The sequence below is a fragment of the Pseudoalteromonas rubra genome (genome assembly GCF_000967655.1).
Taxonomy (GTDB): Bacteria; Pseudomonadota; Gammaproteobacteria; order Enterobacterales; family Alteromonadaceae; genus Pseudoalteromonas; species Pseudoalteromonas rubra_A.
This window is the reverse complement of record NZ_JXYA01000002.1, coordinates 279,670-302,597: the sequence shown is the minus strand read 5'-3', so window position 1 is coordinate 302,597 and position 22,928 is coordinate 279,670. Positions and strand designations below refer to the sequence as shown.

The 22,928-nt window shown below is 47.9% G+C and carries 18 protein-coding genes; 9 read left to right on the top strand and 9 right to left on the bottom strand.

Annotation, left to right across the window (positions count from 1 at the left end; genetic code table 11):
- Positions 1-6: 6 nt before the first annotated feature.
- Positions 7-1,272, bottom strand: a complete 1,266-nt coding sequence (locus TW77_RS02150) for an NAD(P)/FAD-dependent oxidoreductase (protein ID WP_046003308.1) — start codon at positions 1,270-1,272, stop codon at positions 7-9.
- A gap of 203 nt (positions 1,273-1,475) precedes the next feature.
- Here TW77_RS02150 and TW77_RS02145 point away from each other — a divergent pair, with 203 nt between their 5' ends.
- From TW77_RS02145 to TW77_RS02130, 4 genes are all read left to right on the top strand, one after another.
- Positions 1,476-2,390, top strand: a complete 915-nt coding sequence (locus TW77_RS02145) for a dihydrodipicolinate synthase family protein (protein WP_046003307.1) — start codon at positions 1,476-1,478, stop codon at positions 2,388-2,390.
- Positions 2,391-2,394: 4 nt separating this feature from the next.
- Entirely contained in the window at positions 2,395-3,396 is a 1,002-nt protein-coding gene (locus TW77_RS02140) for a 4-hydroxyproline epimerase (RefSeq protein WP_046003306.1), read from the top strand.
- A gap of 51 nt (positions 3,397-3,447) precedes the next feature.
- On the top strand, positions 3,448-4,941 hold the full coding sequence (locus TW77_RS02135; protein WP_046003305.1) for an aldehyde dehydrogenase (NADP(+)): 1,494 nt from the start codon (positions 3,448-3,450) through the stop codon (positions 4,939-4,941).
- A 186-nt stretch (positions 4,942-5,127) separates the two neighbouring features.
- Positions 5,128-5,796: a GntR family transcriptional regulator gene (locus tag TW77_RS02130; protein WP_046003304.1), complete on the top strand. Its 669-nt coding sequence runs from the start codon at positions 5,128-5,130 to the stop codon at positions 5,794-5,796.
- 63 nt (positions 5,797-5,859) lie between these two features.
- On the opposite strand, the gene TW77_RS02125 is transcribed toward TW77_RS02130, so the two are convergent.
- Positions 5,860-7,434 carry a tetratricopeptide repeat-containing sulfotransferase family protein gene (locus TW77_RS02125; protein WP_046003303.1) on the bottom strand — a complete coding sequence of 525 codons (1,575 nt, stop codon included), beginning with the start codon at positions 7,432-7,434 and terminating at the stop codon, positions 5,860-5,862.
- 68 nt (positions 7,435-7,502) lie between these two features.
- Positions 7,503-9,914, bottom strand: a complete 2,412-nt coding sequence (locus TW77_RS02120) for a TonB-dependent receptor (protein ID WP_046003302.1) — start codon at positions 9,912-9,914, stop codon at positions 7,503-7,505.
- 741 nt (positions 9,915-10,655) lie between these two features.
- Here TW77_RS02120 and TW77_RS02115 point away from each other — a divergent pair.
- Positions 10,656-11,198: a hypothetical protein gene (locus TW77_RS02115; protein WP_162197933.1), complete on the top strand. Its 543-nt coding sequence runs from the start codon at positions 10,656-10,658 to the stop codon at positions 11,196-11,198.
- A 210-nt stretch (positions 11,199-11,408) separates the two neighbouring features.
- Here the strand turns inward: TW77_RS02115 and TW77_RS02110 are convergent, their stop codons facing one another.
- Positions 11,409-11,747 (bottom strand): hypothetical protein, encoded by a 339-nt coding sequence (locus tag TW77_RS02110; RefSeq protein ID WP_046003300.1) that lies wholly within the window; start codon positions 11,745-11,747, stop codon positions 11,409-11,411.
- Between the two features lie 499 nt (positions 11,748-12,246).
- Positions 12,247-13,791, bottom strand: coding sequence for a hypothetical protein (locus TW77_RS02105; protein ID WP_046003299.1), 1,545 nt, complete (start codon positions 13,789-13,791; stop codon positions 12,247-12,249).
- A 560-nt stretch (positions 13,792-14,351) separates the two neighbouring features.
- On the opposite strand from TW77_RS02105, the gene TW77_RS02100 reads away from it, so the two are divergent.
- Positions 14,352-15,116: a class II glutamine amidotransferase gene (locus TW77_RS02100; protein WP_046003298.1), complete on the top strand. Its 765-nt coding sequence runs from the start codon at positions 14,352-14,354 to the stop codon at positions 15,114-15,116.
- Between the two features lie 65 nt (positions 15,117-15,181).
- Here the strand turns inward: TW77_RS02100 and TW77_RS02095 are convergent, their stop codons facing one another.
- From TW77_RS02095 to purM, 3 genes are read right to left on the bottom strand one after another with little or no spacing between them, the layout of a single operon-like run.
- Positions 15,182-15,943, bottom strand: coding sequence for a DUF3108 domain-containing protein (locus TW77_RS02095; RefSeq protein WP_082078787.1), 762 nt, complete (start codon positions 15,941-15,943; stop codon positions 15,182-15,184).
- The gene (purN, locus tag TW77_RS02090) at positions 15,894-16,556 is read right to left on the bottom strand and encodes a phosphoribosylglycinamide formyltransferase (protein WP_046003297.1); all 663 of its coding nucleotides are present in this window, start codon (positions 16,554-16,556) and stop codon (positions 15,894-15,896) included. Before purN ends, TW77_RS02095 begins: the two co-directional genes overlap by 50 nt.
- Positions 16,556-17,608 carry a phosphoribosylformylglycinamidine cyclo-ligase gene (purM, locus tag TW77_RS02085; protein ID WP_046003296.1) on the bottom strand — a complete coding sequence of 351 codons (1,053 nt, stop codon included), beginning with the start codon at positions 17,606-17,608 and terminating at the stop codon, positions 16,556-16,558. The genes purN and purM overlap by 1 nt, the downstream gene beginning before the upstream one ends.
- Before the next feature lie 158 nt (positions 17,609-17,766).
- On the opposite strand from purM, the gene TW77_RS02080 reads away from it, so the two are divergent.
- Both TW77_RS02080 and TW77_RS02075 read left to right on the top strand, forming a co-directional pair.
- The gene (locus TW77_RS02080; protein WP_240479445.1) at positions 17,767-19,437 is read left to right on the top strand and encodes a putative bifunctional diguanylate cyclase/phosphodiesterase; all 1,671 of its coding nucleotides are present in this window, start codon (positions 17,767-17,769) and stop codon (positions 19,435-19,437) included.
- Positions 19,438-19,639: 202 nt separating this feature from the next.
- Positions 19,640-20,227 carry an MlaC/ttg2D family ABC transporter substrate-binding protein gene (locus tag TW77_RS02075; protein ID WP_046003295.1) on the top strand — a complete coding sequence of 196 codons (588 nt, stop codon included), beginning with the start codon at positions 19,640-19,642 and terminating at the stop codon, positions 20,225-20,227.
- A 39-nt stretch (positions 20,228-20,266) separates the two neighbouring features.
- On the opposite strand, the gene TW77_RS02070 is transcribed toward TW77_RS02075, so the two are convergent.
- The gene (locus TW77_RS02070) at positions 20,267-21,073 is read right to left on the bottom strand and encodes a DUF2989 domain-containing protein (RefSeq protein ID WP_046003294.1); all 807 of its coding nucleotides are present in this window, start codon (positions 21,071-21,073) and stop codon (positions 20,267-20,269) included.
- 332 nt (positions 21,074-21,405) lie between these two features.
- Between TW77_RS02070 and TW77_RS02060 the strand changes: the two genes are divergently transcribed.
- Positions 21,406-22,851 carry a glyceraldehyde-3-phosphate dehydrogenase gene (locus tag TW77_RS02060; RefSeq protein ID WP_046003292.1) on the top strand — a complete coding sequence of 482 codons (1,446 nt, stop codon included), beginning with the start codon at positions 21,406-21,408 and terminating at the stop codon, positions 22,849-22,851.
- Positions 22,852-22,928 lie beyond the last annotated feature (77 nt).

The following is a 22,928-nucleotide window of genomic DNA, read 5'->3' as shown; positions in this document are numbered from 1 at the left end:
AATTCGTTATTGAAAACGCGCAATATTGTAGGGGCCAATATCCAGCGTTGTGGTTTGATTTGCAATGCACTGTGCGATGAGCTCACTGGTGATTGCGGCCTGGGTCAGGCCCAGATGCTGATGTCCCAGTGCAAAGTAAATATTTGAATGATTTGGTGCCGGTCCAATCACAGGTAAAGAATCGGGCAGTGAAGGGCGCGGTCCCATCCAGTGATCGCCCTGATTTAGCCGCCCACTGTTCTGTAATAGCGCCTTTGCATGTGTCAGCAAGACTTCGGCTCGCTCATAATTAGGTGGGCCGTCCAGCCCTGCAAATTCCACCGTACCAGCCAGGCGCAGGCCATGTTGCATTGGGGTCATAATAAATTGGCGATCTGCCGAGGCCACGGGGCGGCTGAGATTGTTTAAGGCAGGCAACATATTGTGATAGCCACGCTCTGCTTCAATGGGCAGTTTGTAACCCAGCTGCTTACACAGTGTTTTGCTCCAGGCACCGGTTGCCAAAACCAATTTGTCGAAGCCGTGGCTACCGTGTGTTTGAGTAGTCACTTGTACTCGGGGCAGACAAGTTTGCCCCGTGGCATCATCACACGGGGTTATTTTGGTCACTGCGGCTTTGACAAACTGGCCACCCAGGGCGATAAACGCCTGATATAAAGTCTGGCTCAGCTGATACGGATCGGGGGTATGGCCGACCTCACTAAAGTAAAGCGCATATTGAATACGCGAGCTTAATTCAGGTTCAAGAGCGCGTAACTGTGCGCTGTCCAGTAGCTCAACGGCCACACCTTGGTGCTGATACTTAGATTGTACGCCTCGGATCTCATCGACTCTGTCATGCTCAAAAGTCAGCAAGCTGCCGCGCAAGTGAATATTGTGTTCAAACTCATCCTGCAACAGTCGCCTGAATGCGGGCAGGGCGGCTTCATTGAGCGCTCGCAGTGCCCGGGTATGATGTTTAAAACGCCTGGGTAGCATATTCAGACAAAAGCGACTGAGCCAGGGCAGTGCCCTGAAAAAGTACTGGTGATCAACTCTGAGCGGGCTGAGTTTATCCAGCAGCATAGCCGGGATGCGGGGCAGCAAGGCTTTATCGGCAAGCGGGAACACCTGCTCCGTAGCAAAGTGGCCGGCATTACCGCGTGAACATTGTTCGCCAATACCCGCCGGGTCGTACAGGGTAACCTGATATCCCTGACGTGTGAGTTGCAAGGCATTGCACAGGCCCACCACACCGGCGCCCACAACTGCAATTTGAAGTGCATGTGTCATTTTTATTCTCGTTTGTCAGATTGCATTTTACCAACCAGGTGCCACGGTAAAGCCGGTCAAAAAATAAACCTTATAACTTACAGAGGGTTATTAACTCGATTAACCCAATTTGAGACATTCTGGCAATTTTATTAAATTTGGATATTGATTATTGTATACAATATACCTATGATGGCAAGCACAAACTAAGTAGAGGACTTACCATGAAAGTAAATTGGCAGGGTGTTTATCCCGCAGTAACGACTCAGTTTAATGATGACGAAAGCATTAACTTTGAGACCACTAAAAGCATGATCAACACCCTGATTGAAGAGGGTGTCCACGGCATCATTGTATTAGGCACAGTGGGTGAAAACTGCTCGCTCCGTGCTGAGGAAAAACGTGATGTATTACGCGCAGCAAAAGACGTGGTTGCCGGGCGTGTGCCGCTGATCTCAGGTGTGGCAGAAACCACCACCGCATTGGCTGTTGAGTTTGTCCGCGATGCACAAGAAATTGGGGTAGATGGCTATATGGTACTGCCAGGCATGGTGTATCGCTCGACGGAGCGCGAAGCCATCCATCACTATCAGCAGGTTGCCCGCAACACCCGTTTGCCAATCATGATCTACAACAACCCGGTGACCTATGGCGTAGATGTGTCTATTGAAGGCATGAAAGTGCTGGCAGAAGAAGCCAATATCGTATCGGTCAAAGAAGCAACGGAAGATACGCGCAGAATAAGCGAACTCTTCTCAGCGTTTGGTGATCGTTACGTGGTATTCGGTGGCGTGGATGACATTGCGCTCGAGAGCTTAATGCTGGGCGCAACAGGCTGGATCTCTGGCCTGACCAATGTCTTCCCACGTGAGTCCGTGGCTATTTATAAGCTGGCACAGCAGGGCCGTTATGAAGAAGCCCGTGAGCTGTGGCGCTGGTTCCTGCCTTTGCTTCGTCTGGATACAATCCCCACTTTGGTACAGTGCATCAAGTACGCAGAGCAATTGGCTGGCCGTGGCAGTGAAGTCACGCGTTCACCACGCTTGCCATTGACGGAGGACGAAAAAGCTTACGTACGCCGCTTGTATGATGAGGCTATTACCAACCGGATTGACCTAAGCAAATTTAATCTGGATTAAGCCTATGAATAAGGGAACATTTTTTTGCATTGACGGGCATACCTGTGGCAATCCAGTCAGGCTGGTAACAAGCGGTCACCCCCCGCTTGAAGGCGCGACCATGAGTGAAAAGCGACAGCACTTTTTGGCCGAATTTGATTGGGTTCGCCGCGCGCTGATGTTTGAACCGCGCGGCCATGACATGATGTCAGGCTCTTTTTTGTACCCGCCCACCACCGAAGACGGCGATGTGGCCATTCTGTTCATTGAGACGTCGGGCTGTTTGCCCATGTGTGGCCATGGCACGATAGGCACAGTGACATTTGCCTTGCAACAGGGCCTGGTTACGCCAAAAGAGCCGGGGCGACTCAAGTTAGACACACCCGCCGGGCGCGTTGATGCTTATTATTCAATGCGCGATGGCCGGGTAGAGTGGGTCAAGCTATTTAATGTTCCCGCATTTTTGGCACACCGGAATGAGGTTATCTCCGTGCCCGGTATTGGTGAGCTAGAGGTCGATATTGCCTATGGAGGGAACTTTTACATTATTGTTGAACCTCAGGGCAATTTCAAAGGCACTCATGCGACCTGCGCAGCAGAGCTTCTGGCGATGAGCCCAAAAGTGCGTGACGCCGTAAACGCACAAATTGCCTGTGTACACCCGAACGATCCGACTGTAAGCGGTGCTTCGCACGTGCTGTGGACAGGCGACCCTAAGCACAGTGATTCCTGTGCAGCCAATGCGGTGTTTTATGGTGATAAAGCGATTGATCGCTCGCCCTGTGGCACAGGCACCAGTGCACGAATGGCGCAGCTGTTTGCCAAAGGTGCGTTGCAAAGTGGCGAGGACTTTATCCATGAAAGCTACATCGGCAGCCAGTTTATTGGCCGAATCGAAGGCACCACAGAAATTGCCGGTCACAGCGCCATCCTGCCCAGTATTCAGGGCTGGGCCAGAGTAACAGGCCACAACTGTATCACTGTGGATGACGATGACCCCTATGCATTCGGCTTCCAGGTACTTTAACTAAGATGAGGCGAACCGCTTCATCACCCGATTTGTCTTAAGGAGACAGCTATGACTTTGACAGGACAGAGTTTTATTGCCGGGCAGTGGCGCGGCAATGCAGACAATGGGCAGTTTTATGCGTTTTGTCCGCAAACGAATGAACGACAGCACCAGCCCTTTTTTAACGCCACACAGGCACAGCTGAGTGAGGCGATTGCACAGGCGCAAACGGCTTTTAAAACCTATCGACGACTTTCATATTCGCAACGGGCGGTATTTTTGCGCAATGTTGGCGAGGAGCTCCTTGCCCTGGGCGATGGCCTGATAGAGACCACTATGCTGGAAACCGGTTTGCCCAGAGCACGCCTGGAAGGCGAACGCATGCGCACAGTGAACCAGTTGAATGCCTTTGCCGAGGCGCTTGAGCAGGATTTGGCACCACTGGCGCTGGCGCGTCAGGATGCTGCTGAGCCGGGTCGTGCCCCCATGCCCAAGCCCGCGACGCAGTTACGCTATCTGCCCGTTGGTGTGGTGGCCGTATTTGGCGCATCGAACTTTCCATATGCATTTTCAACGCTAGGAGGAGATACCGCATCAGCGCTGGCGGCGGGTTGCCCGGTGATAGTAAAAAGCCATACCGCACATCCGGGCACCAGTGAGTTAATGACGCGTGCCATGGCGCGGGCCATTCAACGCAGCGACGTGCCGGACGGTGTATTTTCTATGATCCAGGGCGCCGATTATGCCTTATCTCATCAGCTGGTTGGCGCTGCCGATATTAAAGCAGTGGGGTTCACCGGTTCGCTCACTGTGGCCAAGGCTCTGCTTGAGACCATTCATCAGCGCGAAGAAGTGATCCCATTGTATGGGGAACTAGGCAGTGTGAACCCGCAGGTGGTGCTGCCAGGCTTTGCTAAGGAGCAGGGCAATACTTTGGCGCCTGCGCTGGTCCAGTCGCTCTTAATGGGTAACGGACAGTTTTGTACCAGTCCTGGCTTATGGTTGTTACCGGCTGGCGAGGATGAGTTTGAAGCCGCAGCTATCAAGGCGATTGAAGCGGCGCCCTCGGATACCTTGTTAACACCAAGAATTTTGAGCAGTTTTGAACGTGCCATGGATGCGCTAAGCGACAATACAAATGTCACACGACTGGCTCGAGGCGCGCAAAGTCAGCCATTTCATGCCAATGCACATTTATACGCCTGTGAAGCGGAAGACTTTATTAATGACGCCAGCTTGCACGAAGAAGTGTTTGGTCCCAGCGCCCTGATAGTGCGCTATCGCGATATGGCGCAATTGCTGCGTGTGGTATCCCAGTTAGAGGGTCAGCTGACGGCCAGTGTGCATGGCAGCAAAGCAGAAATTGCCGCGCAGGAAACGCTCATAGATGAGCTGAGTTATAAGGTGGGCCGCCTTATTTTTGGTCAGATGCCGACAGGTGTTGAGGTGTGTGGCTCGATGAATCATGGTGGTCCGTATCCCTCATCAACAGATGTGCGCTCAACATCGGTCGGGCTGCAAGCCATGACACGCTTTTTGCGCCCGCTATGTGTACAGTGTTAAGCAATCGCAGTAGGTAGACCCTCTGTAACCCCGTGGAGTGCGGTTGTATGGGCTGGTTCCTTAGCCAGTGCAACCGCCTATTTGATCATGAAGTGTGCTCATAGCGTGCTAACTATGTCCTGCACAACGTGCAATTTATGGCAATGCACGTATAATGTATCCCAATGATAATAATTAATTAATCCTATGGCGATTGTACATAAAACCCGAACTCAGCTGGTTGCGGAAGCGATCCGTGAAAAAATTCTAAATGGTGAAATTAAAGCCGGAGAGCCTTTGCGTCAAGCAGCGCTCGCGGATGAACTGAATGTCAGCCGGATCCCTGTCAGAGAAGCCCTGTTACAGCTCGAAGCCGAAGGCCTGGTTAACTTTGAGGCGCATAAAGGGGCTACGGTTACCCGCCTCAGTGCAGAGCAGATTGATGAGATCTTCGACTTGCGTGCCATCTTAGAAGCTGAGTTGCTGAGCCATTCGATAGATAACCTGACCAAGCGCGACTTGCTTGAAGCTGAAGCCATATTATCGGATCTGGAAGAAGCCACCGAAGCGGGGGATGCGCAGCTGGCAACCGGTAAACTAAACGCCGAGTTCCATAACAAGTTGTACAGTCGTGCCGAGCGTCCTCAGACGCGTGAGCTGGTAGAAGTCTACAGCAAAAACTCAGAGCGATACGTGCGTATGCATATTCTGCTGGCTGGTGGTTTGAAAACGGCGCCTGAAGAGCACAGGACCTTGCTTAAACTGTGTTATGAAAAAGACACAGCAGGTGCCTGCGAGTTTTTGAAAAAGCACATCACGGGTGCCAAAGACGATATCAAAGACTTACTGCTGCGTCTTGAGCAGGAAGCAAAGTAATTACAGGGCTGTGAATTCAGCCCTGACACTTCTAATTGTCTTATCTCAGCGCGTTTATTAATTCTATTCGCCTTCAATGACCTTGTGTTGCTGCAAATACTGCTGCGCAGCATCGGTATGCGGCGCAAAGCGCTTCCACCGTCCGATAGCGCGGCGGTTAAGCGGCTCACGCACCTGCACTTTACTGGCCGTTGACACTGGCGCATCGTTGAGATGAAAGCGCATGCAGCTGTCCTGCCAGGGCAATTCACAATAATCCAGCAGTTTGGCTATTTGCTGCTCCGGGTTGTCGACCAGGGATTCGTACTGCATCATATAAAACTGCTCACCGTGCAGCTGTTTCCAGTGTTGCATCAGGTCATAAAAGCGGCTGTAAAAACGTGCGGTATCCATCAAGTCTAATGAATAGGCGTAATAAGGGTTGTTGATGGTGAACAGCTGGCGGAAGTTGCCAATGCAGGTATCCATAGGGTCGCGCATCAGACAGATGATTTTGGCATTCGGCAGGGCCCGGCGGATCAGGTCAACATAGAAAAAGTTAAACGGCAGCTTGTCGACAAAATGCGCATGGCTGCCGGTGACCACCCGGGTTGCATCCAGATAGGTTTGTCCAAGTTGTTGCGGGTTGCATTGATAAGCCTGCTCAAGCGTAAGCGGGTCGAGCACGGTCTGGCTGGTGGTTTGTGCCAGACGTTTTACGCTGATCCCAAAATCCTGTAACTCCCCGGCCGACATCACATCACTGTGGCTGGATAAGATCCGCTCTACCAGGGTAGTGCCGGAGCGTGGCATCCCAAGTACAAAAATGGGCTCCCGGCTGCTGTGGCCTGCAGCTGGGTCAAATACGTTTGCGCCACTGAGTGCCCGGATCCGCTCGAACAAAGCTTCACTGCCGGCATGATTAAATGGGCGGGCTGCATGCATGGCTGCTTTACCCTGTTTGAGCGCATGATAAGCCGAATCAAATTCGCCAAGGTCCTGATATTCTTTTGCCAGGGCATGACCTAAGTGCAGCCGGGACTCAGCGGAGCGTGCGCGCTCAAAGGCACTTTGTAAACGTGTGAGGTGGTTATTCTCTGCCTGGGCTTTTTTCAGATCAGACAACGCAAAGTGTGCTCTGTGGTGATCTTTATCCAGTGCCTGCGCCTGCTCAAAGGCCTGCTCGGCCTCATCAAATAAGCCAACGAATTTAGCACTGACCCCAAAGTTGTAGTAATACTGCGCATTATTTTGCGTGAGTGTGAGCGCCTGGCGGAAAAATGCCAGCGCATCCTGGTGCAGTCCAACGTGACTGAGTGCCACGCCAAAGGTGTCGGCGTCCAGCGCGCGTGTCAGCGTTTGCGGGTCAGTTTTTTCCGCAGTTTGTCTGGCCTTTGCCAGCTCGCCCTGTAAGGCATAGCATTTCGTCAGCTGAGCGCGATATTCGTCGCTGCTGTGCAGCCCCAGGGCCTTTTCGAGCAACCTGACTGCTTTTTTCAACTGGCCAACCTGAAGATTAATCACACCAAGCAGAAAATAGCCGTCGGCATAATCAGGCGAAACATTGAGGAGTTTGACCAGGTACTGATGGGCGGTTTCGAGCTGGCCCTGATTGAGTGCGCTAATGGCGCTTCTGTGTAATTGCTGGATAGACGTCATAGTGGATTATCGCTTTTAACATAAAGGCCCATCACTATGGATGGGCCTGAGCGGGAGAGTTCAATTTACTAAAGTTCGAACTGATAGTCGAACTTAATACCCACTGTCAGTGGTTTGTTTAGATAGTGGCCATAGTTACGCTGGATCTCAGCGCCGTTGGCGGTGGTGATATCCCGTACATCGCGCCGTACTGAGGTAAAGGCGTACTTATTGAACAGGTTATTGATGTACAAGGTGGCAGACCACATATCGCCGGTCAGCTTGGCTGACAGGTTACTGATCCCATAGCCGGACAGGGTTTCGCCGCTATCGCGCAAGCCTACTTTGGAAATGATATCGCTCTGTGCCGTCAGACCGTAGTTGATGTCCAGCGTTTTATCGCCCAGCACTTCCATTTCGTAATTCACGCCCAAAGAGAACTGATGTTCCGGTGAACCTGGCAGTCGGTCGCCATCCTTACCGCCATCGGTGCCATCGGCATTAAACAGGTAAGGCGCATCTGAAGTTAACTCGGCCTTTGTATAGGCATAGGTTGCATAGGCGCTGATAGAGTCGCTGAGAATAGCACGGGTTGAGATCTCAACCCCTTTGGCGTTGGCTGTCCCGGCGTTAGACGTATAAGGAATTTGACCCACGACCGTTGCACCGGCAATTTGCGCATCCTCCCAGTCTACGTTGAAAATAGCCGCATTGAAGTGCAGGCGGTTTTTCAGCCAGGTGCTTTTCAGGCCCAGCTCATAGTTGGTGGTGGTGTCTGCGGTATACAGCATTTCGTCGGGCATACCGCAACCAATTTGTTTGTCGGGCAGGGGATCCGGGCAGGGCGCCAGACCGTTGGAGCCACCAATACGGAAGCCTTCACTGGCCGTGATATACGCCATAACAGAGTCGGTAAACTGATAGTTGGCGTTGAACTTAAACAGGTTGCCATCGTCCTCAGCATTGTTTTGCTCAAAGTCCAGGGTAATATCGCTCGGACCTGCGCCGCTGAAGAGGGTATTGGCCAGCGGGAAGTCAACGGCTGATTCGGCTTTTACTTCGTACTCATAAAAACGTGCACCGACGGTGATGGTTAGCTTGTCATTGACCTGATAACCCACTTCACCGAACAGGGCCTGCTCTGTGATTTCACTGCGGTCGACCGAGAAATATTCTAAGTTATCCGGGCGGGTTTGCTCGCCACCGAAATTGGCCACGGCAAATTCACCAAAGCCTGGCGTAAACTCTTTACTGCTGGCATCACTTTCAAACTTGTTGTAAAAGCCGCCAACAATCCAGTTCCACGCAGAGTCACTCTGAGAGACCAAACGGATCTCCTGAGTGAAGGTGTCTTCTTCTTCCTCTTCACGGGTAAACGCTGAGAAGGACGGGAATTCCTCGTAGCCGTAGTCGAGACGGATCAGCAAGTCGGTTTGGTCGCGCTGGCCGTCGGCCTCAAAGCTCGACCAGCCGGATGCAGAAACCAGTTCAGCAAAGCCCAGGTCGGCTTTTAATTCCAGGCTCAGCAGATCATCTTCTTTGTCTCTGGGCTCCTCGTAACGATAGGCAGATTCATACTTACCAATACGATCGTTCAAACCATTTGCCGGGTTAAGTGCCTGATAGTGCACAATAGAGCGGCCTTCACTTTCCTGTTTCTGGTAAAAGTAATTTAGCGTGCCATCAAACCAGTCGTTCGGCTTCCAGCGCACAGAAATGCGGCCCGTGGTAGTGGTTTCGCCATTGGCATCGGCTACGCGTTTAAGGTTGTTATCGACGGCACTTTGATTGCTCCAATCCGGATCTGCCAAAGACGCTCCGCCCTCTCGGACCACATAGTTGTAATCAATAAACCCGGGATCTTCATACTGATTCAGGCTGGCACGCAGCGCCAGTTCATCTTCAATGATGGGGGTGTTGAAGACAAAACCGCCTTCACCACCAACCGAATCACTCTCTGAGTTTTGAAACAGATCGCCATACAGCTGGACTGTGGTGATGTCTAACTCCGGTGCTTTAAGCATGTAGCGGATAGCACCGCCCAGTGTGCCGGCACCGTAAAGTGTACCTTGCGGGCCAATCAAGACTTCAACGCGCTCCACATCGGTCAGGCGCATATCCAGCGAAACCGGAATTTCATTGATATAGGTTGCGACTGTGCCGCCATCAGAGCTGGGGCCTGACGAGTTGGTGTTAAGTCCCCGCACTATGATAGGAGACCCAGAACGTCCCCCCTGATCGGTCACGGTCAGACCTGGCACCCAGCGTGCCACATCAGCCAGCTCACCAATGTTTTGATCTTTCATGACATCGGCATCGAGTGCGGTGATGTTTAATGGCGCCTCCTGCACTGAGCCGCTGCGGCGAGTAGCCGTGATCTGGATAACTTCAAGTGATTTTTCTTTGACCCCAGCTTCATCGGCCTGCGCCGTTGCACTGAGCATAATTGACCCTGGCAAAGCCGTAGCAATGGCCAGAGATAGGAGTTTTGGTTTTAGCATTGTATTACATCCCGGAGTGTTCTGGTTGTTGTTTTTATGCAAACTAAGAAAGCATAAAGTGAATCTCGTAACAAGATTAGCAAAAAAGGTACGAAGATAATTATTTATTATATTTGCAAAAATATTCACTATCAATGGGTTTTTAGTCGAATTTGTGCATGAAATTGCAGTAAAAAAATTTTCACGGTTATTTGTGTTTTTGATGGTTTTTTTATCTATGTAATAGGGTTTTTATGCGCCCTTTTGAATTAAGTATGCGATTTAGTTGTTTCTGGCTTTGCTTAGGATAGTTTGATAAGCGAAATAGTATGCAAGGTGGTCACAAGTTGCTCAATATCTTGGAGCCCCTTTAGGGTGAAGTGCTGTTTGCAAAAGCGCCGTAAACCACAATAAGACAAAAAGTGGCTAGTATTGGTGAAAATGTGAATAAATATGCTGGTGGCTTGCCCGGATGAGTCGTCATCAATGAATAGGTTTGCAAAATCAGGGCAAGCTGAGATGGTGGTAAGCTTTCCCAGGCTTGATTACTTGGAGGCGGGTGATTGGTACATCAGTAATATCGCAACAGGCGAATCAGGGAAACGCTTTAAACAGAGCTGTAACTGATTTGCAGTACTCAAATGCACGATTGAGCGTCACTGTGTGTTGTTGCAGCAAAGAGCTGGCGTTTATTGACAGCACTTTGCTGTGTAGCTCTTTTAAGCCATACTGAGTCAAAATTAACTATTTGTGATATCCAAAATGCGCTTTTTCTTTATATGCTTGCTTAGTTTAAGTTGCTACGTGTCGGCGGCTGAGCTTTACCCGGGAGCGCCAGCAGCGGCCAGCGACTACGCGTTTTTGATTGGAAACTGGCAGTGCCGATATGAGCAGCTGGACCCGCAAGGCAAGACACTTTTTTCAGCCCCATGTCGCTGGCAAGCCCAGTACGCCTTTGACCATAAAATGGTGGTCGACGATTTCAGCCTGCTCGATGCGCAGGGTAAGGTAACCTACGCTGGCAGAACACTCAGGACCTTTTCACTCCAGGACAAACGCTGGCATCAGGTGTTCTTACCCGTACAAATGAGCGCAACCCTGAACCCATTTACCGGACACAGAGATAAAGAGGGCGTACATCTCAAGGTTGAGCAGCGCCTGCCAAATGGTGAGCTACAACCCGCACGTTTTCGCTTTAACCAGATAAGCGACAACGGTTTTGTCTGGGAAAGTAGCAAGCAACTTGAAGATGGTGATAAATGGTATGTTGATATGAGGATTACGGCAGAGCGGGGTGGGGAGTGAGCATAAATGAATGTTAGAAAATAACTTAATCGCCATTCTGGCGCTTAGAGTCCACTAATTTAAGGCCAACGATAAGAAATAGAGCATATGATAAAAAAACGAATTTGATTTGTAGCACTATTCTTGCTAACGGTGATGGGTGGCCGCTCAAGTACCCGTATGCCTGAAGACAAGCATACGGGATCGCTTTTCTAGTGTATTCGGTTTTGGTTATTTCCGGACATCAACAGCGTACAGTTTGCAATAGTGTCGGCCCGGAGAGCCATCCCATTTATTTGCGCTGTCTTCCAAACCAACAATGCTCACCTCTTTGCCACTGTGAAAGGCTGCAAGCAGTGCTGACATTGCGGTATCGTGACCTTGTGATTTGTTTTCTATCCAGTAACCGTAGCAGATGCTGCCCCGGTTACTCAGCTCAACGATAGTGTCTCCGCTGCCAAAGTCGGGGTAAGTGACCATTCTATCGATACTGCCGGATGTAGTTTCTCGTGCTTCCAGGCTGTGAGTTGACGCTAAAGCTAGTAATGCCAGAGCAAGTGCTTTTTTCATTTTTTTATCTCCGTATTTACGTTGTACCTATTATAATGCTAAAAAGCTAATAATGTATAGCCTTGTTTTTACGAGTATTTAACGGGTATGCTGAAGTTCAACTCGCTGAGCCACGAGTCTATAATACAAGGCTTACTTTGCTGGTTTTTTAGTCTCTATATTACCGCACACAGAGATAAAGAGGGTGTACACCTCAAAGTTGAACAGCGCCTGCCAAACTACAACTCCATGCTTTCGCTTTGGCCAACTCAGCGACAAGGGGTTTGTATGGGAAAGCAGCAAACAGAGTGAGAATGCTGAAGGTTGGTATGTGGATAATGGCGGAGTGACTCTACATGAATAGAAGAGCGAATGAGTGCAAGTTAGAAGATGAAACTGTGTAGTGGATATTCACCACGAGTTTAAAGTGACACTTACTGCGCAAGTCAAAATTACTTTAGAAAGGCAGCGACAGCTGCCCTTAAAAGCAAAAACATTGTGGGTATTGCGTCTCAATGTATCACTTGGGTACTACACTCAGCGCTAAATCATCTATCAGGACTGTTGCATCTTGCTGACTTTGAGTATAAATAAATTTCAAGTTCACCAGCTTCACAGCTCTGGTCTCGTCCAATGGCAAGTGGACGTCAAATGGCGTCACGGCATTACCATTACCAGATAGCGTTACCCGCTCATAGGTGTAGGGGTACTTACCGTCACGTTGATAAGTGACATGTGCTTCTGCAATCACAGACTCAGTGTCAAAGCCGGAAAGCATCTGTAAAAGCCCACTAAAATTCAAACTCTTTAAATTGGTATTTTCTGGAAATACGTAGGTATAGTAGTAAGGGCTGTATACACTGAAATTCGTAAACTGCACTTGTACGCTTTGCTCACCGCTAATCGGGGATTGATTTGTTAAGTGCGCTACGCCGTCACTGTTTGATGGAAATATAAATAAGTTTTCATTCTCAAAATCGCCGTGAGGAATTAAATTTTGACGTTCTTTATGAACGACGTGCAGGGCAAGTTCATCAAGAAGTACTGATACGTCCTGGCTATTTCGGTAATGCATGAACTTTAAGTGTACCAACCTTATCTTTCTTGTTTCGTCTAGAGGCAGGTTAACACTAAATGGCGTAACTGCACTGCCGTTACCAGATAGTGTCACACGCTGGTAAGTATATGGGTATTGGTCATCCCTATGATAGGTAACATGTGCTTCTGCAACTATTGACTCAGTATCGAAGCCTGCAGTCATTTGTATAAGACCACTAAAGTGTAAACTTGAAAGTTGTGTGTTTTCAGGAAAGGTGTAGGTATGATAATAAGGGCTATATACACTAGAGTCAGTAAAATGAACTTCAGCACTTTGTTCTCCACGAATGGGATATTGGTTTGTTAGATTACCTGTGCTATTACTATTCGAAGGAAATTTAAATAAGTTCTCATTTTCAAAATTGCCATGAGGGATCAAGTTTTTATACCCTTTAGGAACTATATGAAGTGCTAAATCATCAAGCAGCACCGATAAATCTCGCTGATTTCGATTATGCATAAACTTTAAATGTACTAGTTTAACCTTTCTGGTTTCATCCAGTGGCAAATTGACATTGAACGGTGTGTTTGAGTTATTGTCCCCGGAGAGTGTCACTCGCTCATAGGTATACGGATATTTGCCATCGTTATGATAAGTGACGTGCGCTTCTGCAATAATTGACTCTGTATCGAAACCGGAGACCATTTTTACTAAGCCACTGAATTGTAGACTTTCAAGCTGAGTATTTTCCGGGAAAATGTATCTGTGGTAGTAAGGGCTATAGACGTTAAAGTCAGTAAAATGAACCTCAACACTTTGCTTCCCTTTGATGGGAGATTGATCCGTTAAATATGCAACGTTGTTACTGTTAGAGGGAAATTTGAATAAATTTTCACTTTCAAAGTTACCGTGCTGAATTAAATTATCAAGAGTGTGGGGTTTTAAAATATCGCTGTTATTTTCACTTGCATATGCAATTAAACTGAAAAAAGCAATGAACAGAGTTAGAAACCTAGCTAAAATCATTTGCAACTTTCCTTTTGATTTATAGTTAATGAAATTTATTTATTAAATTTTATTTTGCAATAAAGTATCTCTATCTAATAGGGTTTAATATCCCGCCCTGATAGTATCTTATGAGAGTGTTATTGTAATTAAAAAGTAAGTTAGAATTTTTCAACCATAAAAATCACCCACTTGTTGATTTGGCAGGCCTCTTTTTAGTACTGCTGTGCAAAGTGCCTAATGATTAATCAGCGAGTGTGTTACTTTGACTTGAGCCTGACATGACAGCTTTAAAGGGTAGAAGACATTGACTCTGAAGGTCATGATTGCCATCCGGGGGCTGAATTTACCCCAATTTTTTGAAGCTTGAAAAGCGTACTAGAAATTGAGTCTACAATTTGTCTTGGCCGACGGCGACAAAGGCGTATTACTAATTGGTACCCTCTGCCACTTGGTGATAAAATTTGGCTTACAAGCATTGTGGTCACGCCTAATCACAAACTGTGACCAACACTGAGACCAGAAAGTAAAAAGAGAATGTCTCAGTTCGATATATTTGAAATTTAAAGGCTTTTTATTCTATGTGTGAACTTTTGGGCATGTCTGCCAATGTACCCACGGATATTTGTTTTAGTTTTTCCGGGTTGCTGGAGCGTGGGGGGAATACCGGGCCGCATAAGGACGGCTGGGGGATCACTTTTTATGAGGGCAAGGGATGTCGGACGTTTAAGGATCCTGAGCCGAGCTGCCAGTCGGAAATTGCTAAGCTGGTAAAAGCTTATCCGATCAAAAGTGTGTCGGTGATCAGCCATATTCGCCAGGGCAACCGTGGCAGAACCTGTCTTGAGAATACTCATCCTTTTACCCGTGAGTTGTGGGGCAGGGAGATCACCTATGCCCACAACGGTCAATTGTCTAACTATAAAGATCTGACTACTGAGTTTTACAAGCCGGTGGGTAATACCGACAGCGAGCTGGCATTTTGCTGGATTTTGGACAAGATCCGTGAAAAATACCCGAAACGGCCAAAAAACATGGCGACCGTGTTTCGCTATGTTGCTAAGTTGGCGAAAACCCTGATGGACAAAGGGGTATTTAACATGCTGCTGACCGATGGGGTATTTGTACTGGCGTACTGCTCTAACAATTTGCACTGGATCACCCGCCGTGCGCCGTTTGGCAAGGCAACCTTAATTGATGCGGATATGGTGGTGGACTTTCAAAAAGAAACCACCCCGGATGATGTAGTGACTGTGATTGCCACCCGGCCGCTGACCAATGACGAGCAGTGGACCAAGATGGAGCCGGGCGAGTATGTGCTGTTTAAGCTTGGAGAAAAAATCTAGTGAAGCCGGTTCACCGAGTGACTAAATTAAAAAAGCCCTGAACATCAGGGCTTTTTTAATGCTTTTTATTGTTTTGGCTTTTCTGCATCAAAGCTTTTTAGCTGGATCATAAACTGCTCTACGCCGTCTTTGCCTTTAAACATCTGTACCACAGAGTAGTGGTAGGCGGGTGCCAGCCAGGCCGTTGCCTGGCGCTTATCGTTGTCGTACAGGCGCTTTACTTTGATGGTTTCGACATTGCCGACGGGTAAGGTGATGGTCTCCGGTCCCACCACTTCAAAGTCATAGCTGCGCACATTGCCATTTTTATCCACAATGGGGTAGCTCATTTTGGTTTTACCCGCTTTTACATCGTTGCGCAGGGCTATCTGGTACGACAATACATCGTGGCGTTTTTCGTTCCAGTCGGCATTGATGGGGTATTTTTCGTCGTCTTTAAAGAGTTGGTTATTTTCGCGGTCAAAGCGGATTTTATAGCTTTTGTCTGGCCCGGTGCCTTCACGCTTCAGGGTATAAAGCAGCGGTTTTGGTGACTTATCATGGTAAGTAAACAGTGAGTTTTCCATGCGCTCATCGGAAAAAATCATCCATTCAATGTTACTTTCGTAATTCAGTGAATAGGTATCGTTTGAAACCTTAGAGAGTTCCCGAATGGCATTGCCATGTACTTCGCCTTTACGGAGTACGTCGTATTCCGCACGGTAGGGAACAAGATCACTGGCAAATAAGGAAGAGGAGAAAACAGCGCTTAAACCTAATAGTAAAGCGCTGTATTTTTTATTCTTCTGGGTAGTTTGCGCCTTGAGCTGGAAGGGGTTGATTGTCAAAAACGGCATAGTCTGCTTCCATCGTTAGTCTGTGTTCGCTGAACCACTTGACCACCAAAGGATAGATTATATGTTCTTGTTCATGAACCCGCTGTGACAGCGTGTGCGCAGTATCATCAGCCAGAATAGGTACCCTGGCTTGTACGATGACCGGTCCACCATCTAGTTCTTCTGTCACAAAGTGAACACTGGCGCCATGAAACGTTTCTTTTGCATCAATCGCTCTTTGATGGGTATTCAGCCCTTGGTACTTAGGCAACAAAGAAGGATGAATGTTCAACATTTTTCCTTTAAATTTTTGCACTAAGTCAGCAGTTAGAATACGCATAAATCCAGCTAATACAACTAAATCTGGATTATATGAGTCAATTAATTGTGCTAAACGTTGGTCATAGGCTTCGCGGCTGTCGAAGTCTTTATGACTTAACACTTGCGTGTCGATGTCCGCTTGCTGGGCGCGTTGCAGCCCGTATGCGTTCGCTTTATTACTGATGACGGCACAGATCTCGCCATTGATTTCGTTGCGCTGACAACTGTCCATAATGGCCTGTAAATTAGAACCACTGCCTGAGATTAGCACAACAATACGAATTGGAGATCGCTCGGGTGCCATTACTCGGCACCACCCAGAATTTCTACCTGTTCTTCTCCTGCATTTGCAGCTTGAATTTCACCAATGTGCCAGGCGTTTTCGCCCTGCGCTTTGAGGATATCCAGGCTTTGTGTAAGCTTATCAGCAGGCACAACCAGGATCATACCAACACCACAGTTAAAGGTGCGGTACATTTCATGAGTGCTGATGTTGCCGTTTTCCTGTAGCCAGTTAAATACAGCAGGCCATTCCCAGCTGTCGCCTTTTACAACGGCTTTGGCTGATTCTGGCAATACGCGCGGGATGTTTTCCCAGAAACCACCACCTGTGATGTGCGACAGGGCATGTACGTCTACTTCTTTCAGTAGTTCCAGAATTGGTTTTACGTAAATGCGGGTTGGTTCAAGCAGGTGCTCGGCCAGCGGTTTACCTGCGAATTCTTCGCTGGTATCAGCGCCAGACACTTCCAGTACTTTGCGGATCAGCGAGTAGCCGTTTGAGTGTGGACCGCTTGAAGCTAGGGCGATAAGTTGGTCACCTTCGGCAACTTTAGTGCCATCAATGATTTTAGACTTTTCAACAACACCGGTACAGAAACCGGCCATGTCGTAGTCTTCGCCTTCGTACATGCCTGGCATTTCAGCGGTTTCACCGCCGATCAAGGCACAGCCTGCCAGCTCACAACCAGTACCAATACCAGTGACTACGTCGGCAGCGGTATCTACATCCAGTTTACCTGTTGCGTAATAGTCAAGGAAAAATAGGGGTTCAGCACCTTGAACTATTAAGTCGTTTACACACATGGCAACCAGGTCGATACCAACGGTATCATGTTTTTTCAAATCGATGGCCAGACGCAGCTTAGTGCCTACGCCATCTGTGCCAGCAACTAAGACAGGCTCTTTATATCCGGTTGGTAGCTCGCATAATGCGCCAAAGCCGCCAATACCGCCCATCACTTCAGGGCGACGCGTCTTTTTAACTACCCCTTTAATGCGCTCAACCAATGCATTGCCCGCATCGATATCAACGCCTGCGTCTTTATAGCTCAGAGACTGTTTTTGTTCGCTCACAGGTTTTCCTCAAAAATAACAGAATGGATTTGCTTAGAAACGCGCGTATTTTACATCAAATGCGCCAGTGCGGCTAGTCGATTTGGCTCGCATACATACAGATATCGAACTCAGAATAAGGGCACCAAAGCGGGTATCAGCGCTCAGCTGTACCTGCTATGTGCAACGCAAGATGGGCATTTCTTCACTATACTGAGCACATTCTGGTGCGTCTGAATGTGATCTCTGTGGAAAGCCTGAGTCTGAGCTTGATTGTGATTGGTTTATTGTTGCTGTTACTGGCATTAAGACCTGCATTGCAGATCTGCCGGATAGCACAAAACCGTGGCTGGCAGGTGTTAATGGCGCTGATAGTCTTCTTTATCTGTGGCTATCTGGCTTTTGCATACCAGGTTTACCGCACTGCAAATAGTTCGCCTTTGGTGCTGGGGCTTTCGGTAATACTTATGCTGGGGGCTGTATTTGTGATAGTGGTTGTTACGCTTAGCCGTTCCAGTTTGCAATTACTTAAAGATGTGGCGCAAAGCGAGCGTCATCAGGCGCGCCACGACTCTCTCACTCAGCTCGAGAATCGCCAGCAGTGCATTCATCATATTGAACAGCGCATTTCACAGGACAGGGCCTTTAGCGTCTTGCTCATGGATATCAATAACTTTAAACAGATCAATGATGCACTTGGCCATTTCTTTGGCGACAAGGTACTGATTGCCTTTGCAGAGCGTATGCGTTCGATTATTGCAAGCGACAGCCGGGTGTTTAGGATGGGCGGCGATGAGTTTGTGATTGTGACCGATACAGCCAGTGAAACCGCCTTGTTTGCGCTCAACAATGGATTGCTTAAAGCGTTTAATGGTGGATTGGTGATTGAAGATGTCCATGTTGACGTATATTACAGCGCGGGCGCACGTGTCTTTTGCTCCGAGCAAAAACCCTCAGTGACTGAATTACTTAAACATGCTGACATAGCCATGTATGCAGCTAAGCACAGCCGACAGAGCCTGGTGATATTTGATCAGGCCTTGCATGATGGCGTAGAAGCGGAATTTGAGCTGTTTTCTGCGCTAAAAAAGGCGCTCAATGCCAATCAGCTCAGTGTGTTTTATCAACCCCTGGTATGTGGTCATAACAACGAAGTACATGGTATGGAGGCTTTGTTGCGCTGGCGCGATGCATCAGGCACTTTTATCAGCCCGATGACCTTTATCCCAATTGCAGAAAAAAATAACTATATCAAACAGATCAGTGCCTTTGTAATTGAGCAGGTCTTTGCACAGCTGGACGATTTTTTGGCAATAGAGCCTGGTGTGACGGTACACATTAACTTGTCTAGCCAGGACTTTCAGGGCCGCTATTTGATTAATCAACTGGTTGAGCTACAAACAAAATATGATGTACAGCCTAGTCGGATTGTGTTTGAACTAACAGAGAGCATGGTGATGCTTGATGTTGAGCAGGCCAAATATATGATAGGCGTATTAATTGATATGGGGTTTGCGGTTAGCATTGATGACTTCGGTACCGGATTTTCGTCTTTTTCAATGCTCAGGGAGCTGCCCATTTCGCAGATTAAAATTGATCGCTCATTCATCAGCGCCTGCCTGGACAGCGACAAAGATCAGGCAATCGTCGAGACGACGATATACCTGGCTAACCGGCTGGGTTGCTCTGTGGTAGCAGAAGGAGTAGAGGACAGTAAAACGGCCGCTTACCTCAATGCGAAGGGATGTCATTATTTACAGGGCTATTACATCAGTGAAGCGCTGGAGCGAGACAGTGCCAAACATTGGTTACACTCTCACCGTATGGTCAAAAAAGTACTTAAACGTTAGTGCAGACGGCTTCGTTAATTACAAATCGCTCAAACGCCGTAGTACAAAGCTGACCTGTTGCTGAACCTGTATTATTTTCATACATTTTTTCACACATTTGCGTCGATTTTGGCGCTACATTAGGGGGTATACCCCTGCAACTCTGAGCGCAATATCAAAGCAGGACCTGGACGTCAATTAAGTAAATTATCAAGGAGCGAACGTGAACAAATTACTTGCCGGACTTTTTCTACTGCTGTTTTCATCACTGACTTTGGCCTCTAAGGCGCCACTGGCGCTTATCAATGAAGTGGGCGAAACACTGTTTTCGGACATAAAACAAATTAATCAGGACGGCAATGCCAGCCCTGTGGAGATGCGCAAGTTGGTCAGGGCGCATCTGATGTCGCACATTGATATTCGATTCGTGTCTTACAAGCTGCTGGGTAAACATATCAAGGGGCTGACAAAGCCACAGGCACTGGAATTTATCTCGGCGGTTGAGCATTATCTTGAAGTCAGTTATGCCAGTGCTTTGATGCAATACAAAGGGCAGCAAGTCATTTTTGAAGCTTTACCTGTGGGTAAAGAAAGCAAATACGCCACGGTAAAAGCCGTTGTCAGACAGCTTTCCGGTCCGGATATCGACATTCACTTTAAATTTCGCAGAAGCAAAGAAGGTGAGTGGCGGGTATATGACCTGGTCGCCGAAGGCATTTCGTTACTGAGTGCAAAACAAAAAGAAATAGCGGTGCGGATCTCACAAGTGGGTTTGGCGCAGGTGACTGCAGAACTAAACGCTAAAAGCTAGCTGGTGGCCTGCACAGGCCACCTTCATAGGAATCTGCTTTTAGAAATTCCTTGGGGAGAGAAATTCACCGTTGTTAATCTCTTCCCAGGTTTTTATCGCCAGGGTATCCAGCGAGTCCAGATCTTTGCCACTGGCAGAAAGCTTATGCTCAACCGGCAAGATATCAATATTCTCAAAGCCAGATAACTGTGCCACCCGGGCAAAGGTATATGCGTGCTTGTACTTTTGCTGCTTGTAAAAAATGCTGACGAGGCTGGCGAACACTTCGGGGTCCGGCGTTTCACCTGCTTTATTGAGCTCCAAAACGCGATACAGAATATCTATGGTTTTGTCGTCATCAATTTTTGCGTAAAAAGTCGCCAAGAATAGCTGTATCTCGCTGTCACTTTTAACGTTTTCCTGATCTTGCATGTTGAGTAACTTGTTTAGCGCCATGCGGTTATTGCGTCTCGACCAGTGGTAATAAAGTAAGCCTGGGTGGTCGGTATTAATCGTATCCTGGTAGATCCGGGTCATTTCTTTCAGGCTGGTAAGATGGCCTTCAACCCTTGATGTGGTTTTTTCTTTTAGTTTGATATGTTCAATTTTTGAAGCCAGCGACACACACTCGTTGTATTGTTCAAAATTTTTCAGCAAGGTGTATCGGTTATCATCTGTGGGCGATTTGTATTCATGGTAACGCGCAAAAATCACCTCAGCGCGTTGCTCTTTACAATGGCTATCTTTATTGAGATCTTCACAAAACCCGGGCGTCTCTGTGCAGATTTTATTCAGCGTAATTGTGTCGTCGCAGCCACTGAGCAACGCTGATGTAACACACAGGCCTGATATTAGCCACCACCTCATTGTTATACTTACTCCAAGTCTTTGTTGTTGCGCTCGTATAGTACCAATTTCGACAATTCTGGCCACCCTTTATTTACCTCAAGTGTAGCAAGGGATAGCGTGCCTGACAGCTTCATGGCGAATATCATAGAGGAGAGAACATAAATTGGACGGATCAGGCCTGAAATTAACTGTGCAGTTAATTTTACAGCAACAATTGTCAGTAAATGGTGGAGAATCAGCGCCATTTAAATTAAAATGTCGCTGCCTTGGGGCCTGTTGACTCTCAAATTATGCAATACATCAGGCTCAGTTAGGCTATCCGTTCAAAAATTGTTTATTAGGCAGAAAAAATGACCTCATCTCACGAGCAAGAATATCAAAACAGCTGGCAAGAACGTCAAGACTACGCAGAAAGCATGCAACCGATCATTGGTCGCTTGTATCGTAACCTGGGTGTAGAAATTGCGGTTTATGGCCGTCCTCTTGTAAACACCAGCACTATCGATGTTATTAAAGCCCACAAAACAGTCGCACGTTTTGAAGAGACTAAACTGCGTCTGCGCGAAAGCTTCCCATTTTTGGAAGTGATCAGCAAAATGGAACTGGCGCCTGGCCGTGTTGACTTAGGTAAACTGGCGTATGCCTACATTTATAAAAACGCAGGTGAAGGCCGTTCAATTGAGGAATACCTCAATGCTGAGCTTGCTGAGCTGTTAAACACAGGCAAACGTCCGGCCCCTCGCGACGTTGTTCTGTATGGTTTTGGCCGTATCGGTCGTCTGCTAGCGCGTTTGTTGATCGAACGTGGTGGCTCTCACGCTGACCTTCGCTTACGTGCAATTGTTGTACGTGGTGGTCGCGATGGTGACCTTGAAAAGCGCGCAAGCTTGCTGCGCCGCGATTCAATTCATGGTCCATTCAACGGTTCAATCACTGTTGACCATGAAAAAGGCGCTATCAAAGCAAACGGTAACTACATTCAGGTTATCTACGCGAACTCTCCGGAAGAAGTGGATTACACTCAGTACGGTATTGAAAATGCACTGGTTGTAGACAACACAGGTGTATGGAAAGACGAAGATGGCCTGGGCAAACACCTACAATCGAAAGGTGCGTCTAAAGTACTTCTGACTGCCCCTGCAAAAGGCGACATCAAGAATGTGGTTTACGGTGTTAACAACGCTGACATTCTGTCTGAAGACAAAATTGTGTCTGCAGCAAGCTGTACGACTAACGCCATCACGCCTGTACTAAAAGCGCTGAACGACAAGTTTGGCATCAAAAATGGTCACGTTGAAACGGTTCACTCATACACCAATGACCAAAACCTGATCGACAACTACCACAAAGCAGAGCGTCGTGGTCGCAGTGCGGCACTGAACATGGTTATTACCTCTACGGGTGCGGCAAAAGCAGTTGCAAAAGCACTGCCAGAGCTGGCTGGTAAATTAACGGGTAATGCTATCCGTGTTCCTACGCCAAACGTATCAATGGCTATTTTGAACCTGAACCTGAAAGCAGAAACAACCGCAGAAGAATTGAACGAATTCCTGCGTGAGACGTCACTGCATTCAGAGCTTCGCGATCAGATCGACTACACAGCGTCGACTGAAATTGTATCAACCGACCTGGTTGGTAGCCGCTACGCTGGCGTGGTTGATTCACAAGCAACCATCGTTGACGGTGACCGTGTTGTACTTTATGTATGGTACGATAACGAGTTTGGCTACAGCTGCCAGGTTGTACGTGTAATGCGTGACATGGCTGAGGTACAATTCCCAAGCCTGCCGCGTTAATTCTCGGTTTGTCTAAAAAAGCCAGCGATTGCTGGCTTTTTTTGTTTTTGTCTCGCACCAGGTGTGTTAGGCTTGCA

Bases quoted from the DNA above. Each gene is read 5' to 3' on its own strand.
- TW77_RS02150 (WP_046003308.1), bottom strand. From the start codon at position 1,272: ATGACACATGCACTTCAAATTGCAGTTGTGGGCGCCGGTGTGGTGGGC.
- TW77_RS02145 (WP_046003307.1), top strand. From the start codon at position 1,476: ATGAAAGTAAATTGGCAGGGTGTTTATCCCGCAGTAACGACTCAGTTT.
- TW77_RS02140 (WP_046003306.1), top strand. From the start codon at position 2,395: ATGAATAAGGGAACATTTTTTTGCATTGACGGGCATACCTGTGGCAAT.
- TW77_RS02135 (WP_046003305.1), top strand. From the start codon at position 3,448: ATGACTTTGACAGGACAGAGTTTTATTGCCGGGCAGTGGCGCGGCAAT.
- TW77_RS02130 (WP_046003304.1), top strand. From the start codon at position 5,128: ATGGCGATTGTACATAAAACCCGAACTCAGCTGGTTGCGGAAGCGATC.
- TW77_RS02125 (WP_046003303.1), bottom strand. From the start codon at position 7,434: ATGACGTCTATCCAGCAATTACACAGAAGCGCCATTAGCGCACTCAAT.
- TW77_RS02120 (WP_046003302.1), bottom strand. From the start codon at position 9,914: ATGCTAAAACCAAAACTCCTATCTCTGGCCATTGCTACGGCTTTGCCA.
- TW77_RS02115 (WP_162197933.1), top strand. From the start codon at position 10,656: ATGCGCTTTTTCTTTATATGCTTGCTTAGTTTAAGTTGCTACGTGTCG.
- TW77_RS02110 (WP_046003300.1), bottom strand. From the start codon at position 11,747: ATGAAAAAAGCACTTGCTCTGGCATTACTAGCTTTAGCGTCAACTCAC.
- TW77_RS02105 (WP_046003299.1), bottom strand. From the start codon at position 13,791: ATGATTTTAGCTAGGTTTCTAACTCTGTTCATTGCTTTTTTCAGTTTA.
- TW77_RS02100 (WP_046003298.1), top strand. From the start codon at position 14,352: ATGTGTGAACTTTTGGGCATGTCTGCCAATGTACCCACGGATATTTGT.
- purN (WP_046003297.1), bottom strand. From the start codon at position 16,556: ATGGCACCCGAGCGATCTCCAATTCGTATTGTTGTGCTAATCTCAGGC.
- TW77_RS02080 (WP_240479445.1), top strand. From the start codon at position 17,767: ATGTGCAACGCAAGATGGGCATTTCTTCACTATACTGAGCACATTCTG.
- TW77_RS02070 (WP_046003294.1), bottom strand. From the start codon at position 21,073: ATGAGGTGGTGGCTAATATCAGGCCTGTGTGTTACATCAGCGTTGCTC.
- TW77_RS02060 (WP_046003292.1), top strand. From the start codon at position 21,406: ATGACCTCATCTCACGAGCAAGAATATCAAAACAGCTGGCAAGAACGT.